This is a genomic window from Hafnia psychrotolerans (genome assembly GCF_014639435.1).
Taxonomy (GTDB): Bacteria; Pseudomonadota; Gammaproteobacteria; order Enterobacterales; family Enterobacteriaceae; genus Ewingella; species Ewingella psychrotolerans.
In genome coordinates, this window is record NZ_BMFZ01000019.1 from 1 (window position 1) to 14478 (window position 14478).

At 52.7% G+C, this 14478-nt stretch carries 15 protein-coding genes and 1 riboswitch; of the genes, 9 read left to right on the forward strand and 6 right to left on the reverse strand.

Features of this window, described 5'->3' with window-relative positions; translation table 11 throughout:
- Positions 1-589: 589 nt before the first annotated feature.
- Together purH and purD are read left to right on the forward strand one after the other, a co-directional pair.
- The gene (gene purH, locus IEV89_RS21045; RefSeq protein WP_188475467.1) at positions 590-2179 is read left to right on the forward strand and encodes a bifunctional phosphoribosylaminoimidazolecarboxamide formyltransferase/IMP cyclohydrolase; all 1590 of its coding nucleotides are present in this window, start codon (positions 590-592) and stop codon (positions 2177-2179) included.
- A 45-nt stretch (positions 2180-2224) separates the two neighbouring features.
- A complete protein-coding gene (purD, locus tag IEV89_RS21050) occupies positions 2225-3514 on the forward strand; it encodes a phosphoribosylamine--glycine ligase (RefSeq protein WP_188475468.1) in 1290 nt (429 codons plus the stop codon).
- Between the two features lie 74 nt (positions 3515-3588).
- Here purD and IEV89_RS21055 read toward each other — a convergent pair whose 3' ends face one another.
- The 6 genes from IEV89_RS21055 to nudC all read right to left on the reverse strand — a co-directional run bounded on the left by IEV89_RS21055 (position 3589) and on the right by nudC (position 8002).
- On the reverse strand, positions 3589-4266 hold the full coding sequence (locus tag IEV89_RS21055) for a DUF1481 domain-containing protein (protein WP_373283436.1): 678 nt from the start codon (positions 4264-4266) through the stop codon (positions 3589-3591).
- 30 nt (positions 4267-4296) lie between these two features.
- Positions 4297-4569 (reverse strand): nucleoid-associated protein HU-alpha, encoded by a 273-nt coding sequence (gene hupA, locus IEV89_RS21060; protein WP_013577396.1) that lies wholly within the window; start codon positions 4567-4569, stop codon positions 4297-4299.
- Between the two features lie 190 nt (positions 4570-4759).
- Positions 4760-5350: a YjaG family protein gene (locus tag IEV89_RS21065; RefSeq protein WP_188475470.1), complete on the reverse strand. Its 591-nt coding sequence runs from the start codon at positions 5348-5350 to the stop codon at positions 4760-4762.
- Positions 5351-5420: 70 nt separating this feature from the next.
- Entirely contained in the window at positions 5421-6101 is a 681-nt protein-coding gene (gene nfi / locus IEV89_RS21070; RefSeq protein WP_188475471.1) for a deoxyribonuclease V, read from the reverse strand.
- 9 nt (positions 6102-6110) lie between these two features.
- The gene (gene hemE / locus IEV89_RS21075) at positions 6111-7175 is read right to left on the reverse strand and encodes a uroporphyrinogen decarboxylase (RefSeq protein ID WP_188475472.1); all 1065 of its coding nucleotides are present in this window, start codon (positions 7173-7175) and stop codon (positions 6111-6113) included.
- 44 nt (positions 7176-7219) lie between these two features.
- Positions 7220-8002, reverse strand: coding sequence for an NAD(+) diphosphatase (gene nudC, locus IEV89_RS21080; RefSeq protein WP_188475473.1), 783 nt, complete (start codon positions 8000-8002; stop codon positions 7220-7222).
- A 106-nt stretch (positions 8003-8108) separates the two neighbouring features.
- Here nudC and rsd point away from each other — a divergent pair, with 106 nt between their 5' ends.
- The 7 genes from rsd (at position 8109) to thiH (ending at position 14426) form a co-directional block, all read left to right on the forward strand.
- On the forward strand, positions 8109-8624 hold the full coding sequence (gene rsd, locus IEV89_RS21085; protein WP_188475474.1) for a sigma D regulator: 516 nt from the start codon (positions 8109-8111) through the stop codon (positions 8622-8624).
- An 81-nt stretch (positions 8625-8705) separates the two neighbouring features.
- Positions 8706-8833: riboswitch (TPP riboswitch) on the forward strand.
- Positions 8834-8967: 134 nt separating this feature from the next.
- Positions 8968-10932 (forward strand): phosphomethylpyrimidine synthase ThiC, encoded by a 1965-nt coding sequence (gene thiC / locus IEV89_RS21090; RefSeq protein ID WP_229746557.1) that lies wholly within the window; start codon positions 8968-8970, stop codon positions 10930-10932.
- Complete coding sequence (gene thiE, locus IEV89_RS21095) at positions 10929-11582, forward strand: thiamine phosphate synthase (protein ID WP_013577403.1); 654 nt, start codon at positions 10929-10931, stop codon at positions 11580-11582. Before thiC ends, thiE begins: the two co-directional genes overlap by 4 nt.
- Complete coding sequence (locus IEV89_RS21100) at positions 11575-12324, forward strand: HesA/MoeB/ThiF family protein (protein ID WP_112197870.1); 750 nt, start codon at positions 11575-11577, stop codon at positions 12322-12324. Before thiE ends, IEV89_RS21100 begins: the two co-directional genes overlap by 8 nt.
- Positions 12321-12521 (forward strand): sulfur carrier protein ThiS, encoded by a 201-nt coding sequence (thiS, locus tag IEV89_RS21105; RefSeq protein WP_037035715.1) that lies wholly within the window; start codon positions 12321-12323, stop codon positions 12519-12521. The genes IEV89_RS21100 and thiS overlap by 4 nt, the downstream gene beginning before the upstream one ends.
- 1 nt (position 12522) lies before the next feature.
- Positions 12523-13302 (forward strand): thiazole synthase, encoded by a 780-nt coding sequence (locus IEV89_RS21110; RefSeq protein WP_188475475.1) that lies wholly within the window; start codon positions 12523-12525, stop codon positions 13300-13302.
- Entirely contained in the window at positions 13299-14426 is a 1128-nt protein-coding gene (gene thiH / locus IEV89_RS21115) for a 2-iminoacetate synthase ThiH (RefSeq protein WP_188475476.1), read from the forward strand. The genes IEV89_RS21110 and thiH overlap by 4 nt, the downstream gene beginning before the upstream one ends.
- Positions 14427-14478 lie beyond the last annotated feature (52 nt).

A 14478-nucleotide genomic window follows, 5' to 3' on the forward strand; every position in this document is an offset into this window, starting at 1 on the left:
GTAATAATTCAACTAAATGAATTACTGCTTGGTCACTCTTTAAGACTTGATATTTTTTGCCACCGAGGTGGCTGATATCGTCTTGTAGTTACGCGCTTTCGCTTGGTAACTCGAGGTGGCGTATATTACGCTTTCCTCTTTCAGTGTCAACCGTTTATTTCACCGGATGCCGCTGTTTTTAATCTTTCCGACCCGGTCACTTCGTGATGTTGTTCACGTTGTTCCCTGTCGATGGAGCGGCATTATAGGGAGTTCTGAGCCGGCCGCAAGGGCTAATTTTAAGAAAAATCACTGTTTGCTGCATTACACAGCAACCCCACAGCTTATACCGTGTTTTACACAGAATTATCCACAGAGGCGCAGGAATCTCAAATTTTTCGAGCGTCGCGCAATCGTTTTCGCTACAATTTCGCGCGTCAGTTCTCCCCGCCCTTTATGGGTGATAAATGAAAAGTCAGTCGCCGAGGGGAAGTTATCTGAACGCGATCCCACGTTTTTCTGCAAATTGCTCTATATAGAGAAAAGAAAAGCGTCATTGAATTCAGATAACGCTCTTTATTGCGACTCCAAAGCCAAGGATACAATCACCATGCAACAATCTCGTCCAATCCGCCGCGCCCTGCTCAGTGTTTCTGACAAAGCCGGTATCGTAGAATTCGCCCAGGCACTCTCACAGCGTGGCGTCGAGTTACTTTCCACTGGCGGAACCGCCAGCCTGTTGGCTAAAGCCGGTCTGCCAGTCACTGAAGTGTCTGACTACACGGGTTTCCCGGAAATGATGGATGGACGCGTCAAAACCCTGCACCCGAAAGTTCACGGCGGCATTCTGGGTCGTCGCGGGAAAGATGATGACATTATGGCGCAGCACGCTATCGCGCCAATCGACATGGTGGTCGTTAATCTTTATCCGTTTGCACAAACCGTCGCACGCCCTGACTGTTCGCTGGAAGATGCCGTAGAAAACATCGATATCGGCGGGCCGACCATGGTTCGCTCGGCAGCGAAGAATCACAAAGACGTGGCGATCGTAGTTAAGAGCAGTGACTACGCAGCTGTGATTGAAGAGATGGATGCCAACAGCAGCTCGCTGACACTGGCGACCCGTTTCAATCTGGCGATAAAAGCCTTCGAGCACACCGCCTCTTACGACGGTATGATTGCCAACTACTTCGGCACGATGGTTCCTGCTTACCACGGCAATACCGAAACGCCCTCCGGCCAGTTCCCTCGCACACTGAATCTTAGCTATATAAAGAAACAAGATATGCGTTATGGCGAGAACAGCCATCAGAACGCAGCCTTCTATATAGAAGAGAACGTCAGCGAAGCTTCTGTTGCGACATCCACTCAGCTCCAAGGCAAAGCGCTTTCCTATAACAACATCGCTGACACCGACGCGGCGCTGGAATGTGTGAAAGAGTTTGCGGAACCTGCCTGTGTGATTGTCAAACACGCTAACCCTTGCGGCGTAGCCATCGGCGACAGCATTCTGGCCGCTTACGAGCGCGCTTATCAGACTGACCCGACGTCTGCTTTCGGCGGCATCATCGCTTTCAACCGTGAACTGGATGCTGAGACCGCAAAAGCGATCATCAGCCGTCAGTTTGTCGAAGTGATCATTGCTCCTTCCGTCAGCAAAGAAGCGCTGGCGCTGACCGCCGCCAAACAAAACGTTCGCGTGCTGACTTGTGGTCAATGGCAAGGTCGTCAGGCTGCGCTGGACTTCAAACGCGTCAACGGCGGCCTGCTGGTCCAGGATCGCGATTTAGGCATGGTAGATACAAACGACTTGCGCGTCGTTTCTGAGCGCCAGCCAACGGAGCAGGAACTGACAGATGCCTTGTTCTGCTGGAAAGTGGCAAAATTCGTGAAATCTAATGCCATTGTGTATGCCCGCAACAAAATGACCATCGGTATTGGCGCAGGCCAGATGAGCCGCGTTTACTCAGCCAAGATTGCAGGGATCAAAGCGGCAGACGAAGGTCTGGAAGTTGCAGGTTCCGTCATGGCCTCTGACGCTTTCTTCCCGTTCCGCGACGGCATTGATGCCGCAGCAGCGGTGGGTATTACCTGTGTTATCCAGCCGGGTGGCTCAATCCGTGATGATGAAGTGATTAAGGCCGCCAACGAACACGGCATTGCAATGCTGTTCACCGAGATGCGTCACTTCCGTCATTAATTTCTTTCAGCGGGTGTTATGCGCCCGCTCATCCGGAGTCTTCGAATGAATATTTTAATTATTGGTAACGGCGGGCGTGAACATGCACTGGCATGGAAAGCATCGCAGTCGCCTCTGGCTGATAAAGTCTATGTTGCACCAGGCAACGCCGGCACCGCGCTGGAGCCATTGCTGGAAAACGTTGATATCGCCGCCACTGACATTGCCGGTTTGCTGGCCTTTGCCAAAAGTAATGACATCGGCCTGACCATTGTGGGCCCGGAAGCGCCGTTAGTGATTGGTGTGGTGGATGCTTTCCGCGCTGCCGGTCTGAAGATCTTTGGCCCGACGCAGGAAGCCGCTCAGTTGGAAGGTTCTAAAGCCTTCACCAAAGATTTCCTCGCCCGTCACAACATTCCAAGTGCTGATTACCAGAACTTTACCGAGATCGAACCTGCGCTGGCGTATTTACGCAGCAAAGGCGCGCCAATTGTCATTAAGGCGGACGGTCTGGCAGCAGGTAAAGGCGTGATCGTGGCAATGACGCTGAAAGAAGCGGAAGACGCCGTCCACGATATGTTGGCAGGTAATGCCTTCGGCGATGCCGGACATCGCATCGTAATTGAAGAATTCCTTGATGGCGAAGAAGCCAGTTTTATCGTGATGGTAGACGGCACGAACGTATTGCCGATGGCGACCAGTCAGGATCACAAACGCGTAGGCGATGGCGACAGTGGCCCGAACACCGGCGGGATGGGTGCTTATTCACCAGCACCCGTTGTCACTGATGAGATCCACCAGCGCGTCATGGATCAAGTTATCTGGCCAACCGTGCGCGGCATGGCTGCAGAGAACAATACTTATACCGGCTTCCTGTACGCGGGTCTGATGATTTCTGCTGATGGTCAGCCGAAGGTAATTGAGTTCAACTGCCGCTTTGGTGATCCAGAAACACAACCTATCATGCTACGTATGCGCTCCGACCTAGTCGAGCTTTGTCTGGCTGGCGCGGAAGGACGTCTGGATGAAGTAACCTCCGAATGGGATCCACGTCCTTCACTGGGTGTTGTTCTGGCGGCGGGTGGTTATCCGGGGGATTACACCAACGGCGACGCTATCCACGGCCTGCCATTGGAAGAAGTCCCAGATGGCAAAGTTTTCCATGCCGGCACGCGTTTGCAGAACGAGCGTGTGGTAACCAACGGCGGGCGCGTACTGTGCGTGACCGCGCTGGGTAAAACGGTGGCGGCTGCGCAGCTTAGAGCTTATCAGTTGGCGAAAGATATTCGCTGGGAAGGCAGTTTCTGTCGCAAAGATATAGGTTACCGGGCGATAGCTCGTGAACAGGAGAAGTGATCCTGCTCCAAACGGCAAAAAGGCACGCTTTGGCGTGCCTTTACTTTTTCTATTCGCTACCAGGGATAACGGTGTCAGAGATCTGACTCTTTGGGTTCCCATTTACAAAAATCTTCGTTGGCAACCAGTAGCAGTTCATCGCCCTCTGGCGCAGTCAGCCATGCAAGTCCCAGGCGGTCATTCGATCGCGAAGCGCGTTTCGCCAGCCAGACCTGCGAACGAACACTGAGAGAAAGCGTCACAGGTTGACCCGCGCAGGAGGTGATCACGCCCTGTTTCCACTGCCCCTGTACCAGTTCAACATTGCCGGCACGCAGCGTACTGCTTAGATTTAGTACTTTGCTGGCCTGATACTTATACAACTCAATATCGTCAGAAGAGAGCTTTTCACGTCTTTCAGGCAGTTGCCGCTGCATAAAACTGACATTGCCTTCATTATCGAAACGCAACATGACGCCTAAGTCAGTTTTTTCCGCATGCGTTTGTCTCAACAAGTGGAGCTGTCCCTGTTGATATTCATAACGGTCGATCACCGTGTCACCACCGTAATAAGGGCTATACACGTTGATAATTGTCTGGGGTTGATGCTGGGCGTTGTCGATTCGCCATAAGCGATTGATGCCTTGATCGGCTACATAGCCGCTAGCGGTAAAGCGTGGGATTTCTTCGTGGGAGCTGCAACCCACCAGACTTAGCACCAGCAATGCAGTCGCCAGTCTGGGGGTGAAAAACAAAAGGGGTATATTAGCCACCCCCTCGCCTATTCTTTTCACTGCAAGCAATTACTTAACAGCGTCTTTCAGAGCTTTACCAGAAACGAACGCAGGCACATTGGCAGCTGCGATTTTGATTTCTTTACCAGTCTGTGGGTTACGACCAGTACGCTCGTTACGATGATTTACCTTGAAAGTCCCGAAACCAACTAATTGTACAGCATCACCTTCTTTCAGAGACTCGGTAATAGCAGACAGAGTAGATTCAAGAGCAACTTTGGCCTGTGCTTTGGAAAGATCAGCTTTGTCCGCAATTACATCAATCAGTTGAGTCTTGTTCATAAGTTATCCTTTACAGTGTGTTTATCGTTTGCAAAGCATCGAGTGCGACGGAAATGCCGATTGACAGCACCCTCCTGCATACACGCACCGATAGCCACTTTTTTTACGCACCCCAAATGTAGACCAGACAGGGTGCGGATGTGAAGCCTTAAGGCATGACAAATGAGGCGTTAAATCACGTTTTCTTGCCTTATTGCGCTAAATTTATACCAATGTTACTGACAGCGGCTTCACGCAGGTCAGAACGTAACCCTTTTATTAATTCCAGGTCACGCTCTTCACAGTCAGCCAACAGGCGAAAAATCTCCCATTGGATGTCCCATTCCTCTTCGACAGCTGGGATCACTTTCAGCTCTTCGTCGGTCATTTCTTTACCGGCCTGAGTCATTTCCAGCATTGCGACGGTGCGAATCGATGTTTCGCTAACCGCAATGGCGTGAGAGAGCGTTTCGCCGCTCAGACGCGAATGGATCAGTTCGCCTAAGGCGATACAGGCATCAATGGCCGGATAAACCCCATAGAGGTCGTAATCGTCGGAAGAAGGCACCGCTTCTTCCAGTTTTTCGAGCTGTGAGTCAAAATTGACCTTGGCGTCTTTTATCACCAGCGTTTCCCAGATGAGATCCAGGATGCGGCGGTAAACCTGCGGCTCGCCAAACCCAGTTTCCAGGCAGAAGGCCTGATAGTTCGGGTACATGCGTTCACACAAGCTCGCCATAAACGTCACGTGTTGCCAGCTTTCCAGCTTTTCGAGACGTAAATGAATTGGATTACGTAACATGAGTTGATCTCGTTAACTTTTCTGCGCAGAAGTTTACCTGAAATAAATCAAGATCCCTATTCCTTGATTCCTAAAGATCATCACTCAGCCGTTGCCAGCGTTGAAACGCTGCCCGGTTTGATGCGACGGCGTCCGCCCAACGCGTTGGCTCCGGCAAACGGTATTGCCGCATACAATGTTCGACCCAATACAGCGCCGACTCCATGCTGATGCGATGACCCGGCGAGATGAATAATGGATTACAGCGTAGCTTACTGCGCCACACCCAGCCAATCTGTTCATCGCCGTCGTATAACGCCTGCTGACTGTGCAGCGCCTCATTGAGTGGCAAAAACTGGCCACATAACCGGCTTTTTGCCACACCAATGGTCGGCACGTCGATCATCAGACCAAAATGACTGGCGACGCCCAGACGGCGCGGATGCGCAATCCCCTGCCCATCAACCAGCACTAAATCAGGACGTGACGTGAGTTGCTGCCAGGCCTGCAACAACGCGGGAAGTTCGCGAAAGGAGAGGAAGCCGGGAATGTAGGGCATCACGGTCGGGACGCGGGCAATCTGATATTCGAACAGTTCAAGCGAGGGATAGCGCAGAACCGCCACCGCGGCGCGCGTCACGTCACCGCCCTGCTCAAAGCCAACGTCAACACCGGCGATCAACGCTGGTGTAGTGAAATCAGGCGGATCCTGCAATGTTATGCGTTCAGCAAGGATCCGCTGCTCTTCACGTAACGCACGCGTGTCGATCATCGTTCAGTCTCACTCGTGATACTGGCGGGACAGGCTGTGCACCGCGTCCACGAAGGCACCGGCGTTTTCCGGCGGCACATCCAGATGGATGCCGTGACCGAGGTTAAACACGTGACCGTTGCCTTTACCGAAGCCAGCCAGAATGGTTTCCACTTCCTGCTCGATGCGTGTCGGAGAGGCATACAGCATCGAAGGATCCATATTGCCCTGAATCGCCACTTTGTCGCCAACGCGACGGCGCGCATCGGCAATATCCGTCGTCCAGTCCAACCCCAGCGCATCACAACCGGTCGCGGCTATCGCTTCCAGCCACTGACCGCCGCCTTTGGTAAACAATGTCACCGGCACGCGGCGTCCTTCGTTTTCACGGATCAGGCCATCAACGATTTTGTGCATGTAGTTCAGGGAGAATTCGCGGTAATCGCGTGGGGTCAGTACGCCACCCCAGGTATCGAAAATCATCACGGACTGCGCACCAGCCTTGATTTGCGCATTGAGATACAAAATCACGCTATCAGCCAGTTTATCCAGTAATAGATGTAGCGTTGCCGGTTCGGCATACATCATCTTTTTGATTTTGGTGAAGGCCTTACTGCTGCCACCTTCAACCATATAGGTCGCCAACGTCCAGGGACTGCCGGAAAAACCAATAAGCGGCACTTCACCTTTGAGGTTTTTTCGGATAGTGCGAACAGCGTTCATCACGTAGCCCAGTTCCATTTCAGGATCGGGAACAGGTAGCTTTTCGACATCAGCACGGTTGGTTAACGGAGAAGAAAAACGAGGACCTTCCCCGGCTTCGAAATATAACCCCAGCCCCATCGCATCAGGAATGGTCAGAATATCGGAGAACAAAATCGCCGCATCCAGCGGATAGCGACGCAGCGGCTGAAGTGTGACTTCACAGGCCAGCTCAGCGTTTTTGCACAGTGACATGAAGTCGCCGGCCTGCGCGCGGATCTTTTTGTACTCAGGCAAATAGCGTCCTGCCTGGCGCATCATCCACACTGGCGTAACATCTACTGATTGACGCAATAAAGCGCGTAGGTAGCGATCGTTCTTCAACTCACTCATTTGGGTTTCCTTATCATGTGCTGACCCTAAATAATCGGGCAGTATCATATCTCACTATTACGCTCGGCGCGGCACAGAACCACGGTGTCTTCGATCAAACGCCGCGCGATAGTGCCCGCTGGCGGCAACTGAGGCAACGCGTCAAACTTATACCAGCCAGCATTGAGTAACTCTTTCGGATCGTGTTTGATCTCACCACTGTCGTAGTCGGCCATAAACGCCATCATCAGGGAGTTAGGGAAAGGCCAAGGCTGCGAGCTGATATAACGTACGTTCTTAATACGCACATTACTTTCTTCCATCACCTCTCGGGCAACGGTTTCTTCCAGCGTTTCACCAACCTCGACAAAACCCGCCAGCACGGTGTGGATCCCGTTACGGTGCCGCACATGTTGAGCCAATAAAATCTCATCACCTTTACGGATAGCCACAATGATACAAGGCGCAATTTGCGGATAATAGCGCTCGCGGCAATGCCCACATAACGCGGCCCATTCGGTCTTACTGACATGCATTTCGTGACCACAATACCCGCAGAATTTATGCGAACGGTAAAACTCCGCCAGTTGTACACCACGGCCCACCAATTGGAACAAACCCTTTTCCTGATCCAGAAGTTGCCGGACGGAGACCATATGGTTGTTCATCGGCTGGCGCACCAGCCAGACAGGAGAGCCTTGCCACTCACCGATTTGCCGACCTGTTTTGCCGATCAGCGAAAAATCAGCCGAATCACCGAATGGCAATTCCCCCAAGGGCAGCCAGAGTTTGCCTTCATGGCTGATGACCCACCAGCCGTTATATTGGTCTGTTATCTGTAATTCCATATTGTTGTTGCATAACCTCGACGAGACTGACAATCTGGTTTTCGGAAGTTAAATATTAGTAACCTTTAACGTTTTGGTTACTTTTCTCTCACTCACGGAGTCAACCATGCTAAATAGTCTGGAAAGGCTGACCCAACGCGTTGGTGGCAGTAATGAGTTTATCGACCAGTGGCTTCACGCACGCAAAGAGTTATTAGTTTCTTATTGCGCTCTCGTGGGTCTAAAACCGAATAAAGAAAAGCATACCCCGCTAAACGAAAAAGCGCTGGATAACTTTTGCCATAATCTGGTGGACTATCTCTCCTCCGGCCATTTCCATCTTTATCAACGTATTATTGATGAAGTTGCAGGCATTGATAGCCTGAAAAAACGGATGGCATCAAAAATTTATCCTGCACTTGAGCTCAACACCGAAGCTATCATGGCTTTCCATGACAGTTATACCGACAATGACATCGACGATGAAAATGCTTTTGCTTTCCATTATGCATTATCCGACATCGGTGAAGCACTGGATGCACGCTTTATCCTGGAAGATCAACTTATTATGATGGCTTTTGAACAAGAAACCGATCTATTACTCCCGACAGAAAGCGCAACCGTTTTAGCGCGTCCGGCATAATTTTCGAGATAACGGCCTAACATGATTAGCAGTAAATAACCCAGCAAGGGTTGTAGTTTTTTTATCGGCCTCATATATTGGGGCTTCTTGTCGGAGTGCCTAGCGCATGATGTTCCTCACGGACATTACGCCAGGCTGAGACCGTTAATTCGGGATCCGCGGAACCTGATCGGGTTAGTACCCGCGAAGGGAACAAGAGTAATGTTATGCGTTTCACGCAATTTGGCATCAGCCTGAAAACGGCCGCTTGCGCTAAACCGCCCATTTTTACTCCTGCCGTAAACCTCCAGACAAGCAATTTTCCATCACGTTTTTTCTATTCGTAGAACACGAGGAATTTGCTATGTCGAGTACCCAAAAATCCGTTACCTCTGAAAAGAAACCCACCAACCGCCGCGAACAGCGCGCGCAGGCTCAGTCATTTATCGACAGCCTGCAAGGCGAAGCATTTCCCAACTCCCGCCGGATCTATCTGCAAGGCGACCGTGCAGATATCCGCGTCCCTATGCGTGAAATCCAGCTCAGCCCGACGCTGGTCGGCGGCGGCAAAGACAATCCACAGTACGAAGAAAATGAAGCGATTCCGGTGTATGAAACTGCCGGGCCTTATGGCGACCCTGAAGCGTCCATTGACGTCCATGCCGGTCTGGCAAAATGCCGCGCCAACTGGATAGCCGAACGGGCAGATACCGAAGAACTTCCACAGGTCAGCTCCGGCTTTACTCAGCAACGTCTGGCCGACGAAGGCTTAGATCACTTGCGCTTCGAGCTTCTGCCCCGCCCGCGTAAAGCTCAAGCCGGTAAGAATGTCACGCAGCTGCACTACGCCCGCAAAGGCATTATCACGCCTGAAATGGAATTCATCGCTATCCGCGAAAATATGGGACGCGAACGGATCCGTGGCGAAGTCCTGCGTCAGCAACATCCCGGTGAAAGCTTCGGCGCACATCTGCCCGCCAATATCACTGCTGAATTCGTGCGTCAGGAAGTCGCCGCCGGCCGCGCCATTATCCCAGCCAATATCAACCATCCGGAATCAGAGCCGATGATCATCGGGCGAAACTTTCTGGTAAAAGTGAACGCCAATATCGGTAATTCAGCGGTAACGTCATCTATCGAAGAAGAAGTCGAGAAGCTGGTCTGGTCAACTCGCTGGGGCGCGGACACAGTAATGGATCTCTCCACTGGCCGCTATATCCATGAAACCCGCGAATGGATCCTGCGTAATAGCCCGGTACCTATTGGTACGGTGCCGATTTATCAGGCGCTGGAAAAAGTGAACGGCGTGGCTGAAGACCTCAATTGGGAAATGTTCCGCGATACGCTGCTGGAGCAGGCCGAGCAGGGCGTCGATTACTTCACTATTCACGCCGGTGTGTTGCTGCGCTATGTGCCGATGACCGCTAAACGTCTGACCGGTATTGTCTCTCGCGGCGGGTCGATCATGGCGAAATGGTGCCTGTCGCACCATCGCGAAAGTTTCCTCTACGAGAATTTCCGCGAGATTTGTGAAATCTGCGCCGCCTATGATGTCTCGCTTTCATTGGGCGACGGCCTGCGTCCGGGTTCGATTCAGGATGCCAATGACGAAGCACAATTCGCCGAATTACGCACGCTGGGCGAACTGACCAAAATTGCCTGGGAATACGATGTTCAGGTGATGATCGAAGGTCCGGGACATGTGCCGATGCAGATGATCCGCCGCAACATGACCGAAGAACTCGAGCATTGTCACGAAGCCCCGTTCTATACCCTTGGTCCGCTGACTACCGATATCGCGCCGGGTTACGATCACTTCACGTCCGGTATTGGCGCCGCGATGATTGGCTGGTTTGGCTGCGCCATGCTCTGTTATGTCACGCCGAAAGAGCATCTGGGCCTGCCGAACAAAGAAGACGTTAAGCAGGGTTTGATTACCTACAAAATCGCAGCACATGCTGCCGATTTAGCTAAAGGCCATCCGGGTGCCCAAATCCGCGATAACGCCATGTCAAAAGCGCGTTTCGAATTCCGCTGGGAAGATCAGTTTAATCTGGCTCTCGATCCGGCAACGGCACGCGCCTACCACGATGAAACGCTGCCGCAGGAATCCGGCAAAGTTGCACACTTCTGCTCGATGTGTGGCCCGAAATTCTGCTCGATGAAAATCACTCAGGAAGTTCGCGATTACGCCGCTGCGCTTGAAGCCAAAGCCCAACCAATAGAACTCGTTGAATCCGGTATGGCGCAGATGTCTGCCGAATTCCGTTCGCGCGGCGGTGAGCTTTATCACCCGGCCGATAACCTCAGTTCGGAGAGCAGCAAATGAATCCGTCCTCTCAATCCTTTCCTGCCGTTCCATTCCACCTCGGTTTATATCCGGTCGTTGATACCGTGGAATGGATTGCCCGTCTGCTGGACGCGGGCGTTAAAACACTGCAACTGCGTGTGAAAGATTTGCCTGATGAGCAAGCCGAGCCAGCAATTATTGATGCCATCGCGCTCGGTAAAAAATATCAGGCCCGGTTATTCATCAACGATTACTGGCGTCTGGCGGTCAAGCATCAGGCGTATGGCGTGCATTTGGGTCAGGAAGATCTGGATACTGCCGATCTTGAGGCTATCCGTCAGGCCGGCTTACGGCTGGGCGTTTCCACGCATGACGATGCTGAAATGGCACGCGCTGTCGCGGTGAATCCTTCGTACATCGCCCTCGGCCATATCTTCCCGACGCAGACCAAAGATATGCCTTCGGCGCCGCAAGGGCTGGCAGAACTCACCCGACATGTTAAGAAGCTCGATGGCAGCTTTCCGACGGTGGCCATTGGTGGGATCAGCATCGACCGCGCGGCGTCGGTTCTCGACTGCGGCGTCGGCAGTATAGCCGTCGTCAGTGCCATTACGCAGGCGGCGGACTGGCGTGCAGCGACGGCACAACTGCTGGCCTTATGCGCCAGCAAGGTGCCGCAAGATGCTTAACGATGCGGCTTTTATGCGCTACAGCCGCCAGTTGATGCTGGAGGAATTCGGTCCGCTGGCACAGGAAAAATTACAGGCGGCGAAAGTACTGATTGTCGGCCTTGGTGGCCTCGGCTCTCCCGCAGCCTTGTATCTGGCAGCAGCAGGCGTAGGTAAGCTGATTCTGGCCGATGACGATCAATTGCATATCACCAATCTTCAGCGGCAAATCCTCTACCGTACGGCAGATCTCGATCAGCCCAAAGCCGTTCTGGCAAAGCGTGAACTGCTGCGCCTGAATCCGCTTTGCGAAGCGGTGGCCATCACGGAACGTCTGTCGGGAGAAGCATTGACCCGTGCCGTATCGGACGCCGATATCGTTCTGGATTGCAGCGATAACATGGAAACCCGGCATGCAGTTAATAAAGTTTGTGTGGATGCCGGTAAAACCTTGATCAGCGGCAGCGCCGTCGGATTCAGCGGACAACTTCTGGTTATTGAAGCCCCTTACGCTCACGGTTGTTACGCCTGTTTATATCCGGATCAGGAAACCGTACAGCGCAACTGCCGTACATCCGGCGTGCTCGGCCCGGTGGTCGGTACCATCGGTACATTGCAGGCACTGGAAGCGCTGAAGATTCTGGCTGGCCTGCCCTCTGTACTGAGCGGCAAATTACGTCTGTTCGATGGAAAAACGCAAAACTGGCGTTCACTGCAACTCACGCGTTCATCTGCCTGTGCCATCTGCGGAGGCCACGTGTGAACATTCTGGTCAATGATGAACCACACCAATTCAGTCAACCGCTCACGTTACTAAACCTGCTCAATTTGCTGGCGTTAAACCCTGCAGGCAGCGCACTGGCGGTTAACCAGGTCATTATCCCCCGTGATAACTGGCCAGCTCATTTACTGGAAGACGGTGATGAGATCTTGCTCTTTCAGGCGATAGCCGGAGGCTGACATGTTAAAAATTGCTGATACCACATTCACGTCGCACCTTTTTACCGGAACAGGAAAATTCGCCAGTCCGGCGTTGATGCAACAGGCGCTTGAAGCATCTGGCTCTCAGCTGGTGACTATGGCGATGAAACGCATCGATCTGCGTCGCGGCGGAGATGACATCCTCGCGCCACTGCAACAGCTCGGTGTGCGTTTACTGCCCAATACATCCGGCGCAAAAACGGCAGAAGAAGCCGTCTTTGCCGCGCAGTTGGCACGCGAAGCATTGAGGACGAACTGGATAAAACTGGAAATCCATCCGGACGTAAAATACCTGCTGCCCGATGCGATTGAGACGCTAAAAGCCGCAGAAATTCTGGTGAAACAGGGATTCGTGGTTTTGCCGTATTGCAGTGCCGATCCGGTACTGTGCAAACGTCTGGAAGAGGCCGGGTGCGCCGCGGTGATGCCGCTGGGTGCGCCGATTGGTTCCAATCAGGGGCTGCAAACCCGTGATTTTCTGCAAATCATCATCGAGCAGTCACGCATTCCGGTGGTTGTTGATGCCGGTATTGGCGCGCCGAGCCAGGCCGCAGAAGCGCTGGAAATGGGGGCGGATGCCGTGCTGGTGAATACTGCGATTGCCGTTGCCGGCGATCCGGTGGCCATGGCGACGGCATTTCGTCTGGCCGTTGAAGCCGGTATCATTGCCCGTCAGAGCGGGTTAGGTGGCAGACAACGGCAGGCCAGCGCATCCAGCCCACTGACCAGTTTCCTGGCTTCAACGCAGGCAACCTTATGAGCAATTTCACTGATGTCTGGTCAACCCTCGACTGGGATGACATTTCGCTGCGCATCAACAGCAAGACCACCAGCGACGTCGAACGGGCGCTGAACCAGAACAAAATCACGCGTGAAGATTTCATGGCGCTGATTTCCCCGGCGGCACGGCCTTATCTGGAACAAATGGCGCAGCGGGCACAACAGCTCACGCGCCAGCGATTCGGCAATACGGTGAATTTCTTCGCGCCGTTGTATTTATCCAATCTTTGCGCCAACGAATGTACGTATTGCGGCTTTTCGATGAGCAATAAAATCAAACGTAAAACGCTGGACGAAGATGAAATCAGGCGGGAATGCGAAGCGCTGAATGCGCTGGGTTTCAAACATCTGTTGCTGGTCACCGGCGAACATAAGGGAAAGGTCGGCATGGACTATTTCCGCCGTCATTTCCCCGTGATCAGAAGCCATTTCGATTCACTGATGATTGAGGTTCAGCCGCTGCAACAGGAAGAATATGCTGAGCTGAAAACGCTGGGGCTGGATGGCGTGCTGGTTTATCAGGAAACCTATCACGCGCCTGCCTATGCTTTGCATCATCTTCGCGGACAGAAACAGGATTTCTTCTGGCGGCTGGAAACACCAGACCGGCTCGGGCGTGCGGGAATCGACAAAATCGGTTTGGGGGCGCTGTTCGGACTTTCTGGCAACTGGAGGACTGACAGCTATATGGTGGCCGAACATTTGTTGTATCTGCAACAAACCTACTGGCAAAGTCGCTATTCGGTGGCGTTTCCAAGACTGCGACCTTGTACCGGTGGCATCGAACCGGCTTCCCTGCTGGAAGAAAATCAGTTGTTACAACTGATTTGCGCTTTCAGAATGCTCGCGCCGGATGTCGAGCTCTCACTGTCGACACGCGAATCCCCCTATTTCCGGGATCACGTTATTCCGCTGGCGATCAACACTGTCAGTGCAGGATCTAAAACACAGCCCGGTGGCTATGCCGATAATCATCCTGAACTTGAACAATTTGCACCGCACGATAACCGCTCACCGCAACAGGTAGCGGAAGCGTTGATGCTGGCAGGGCTACAGCCAGTATGGAAAGACTGGGATAGTTTTCTCGGACGCGCCTCACAATAAAATATGCGAAAGCTGAAAGTATAAATTTTTGTCTGAATTCGGGTTGGCAGGC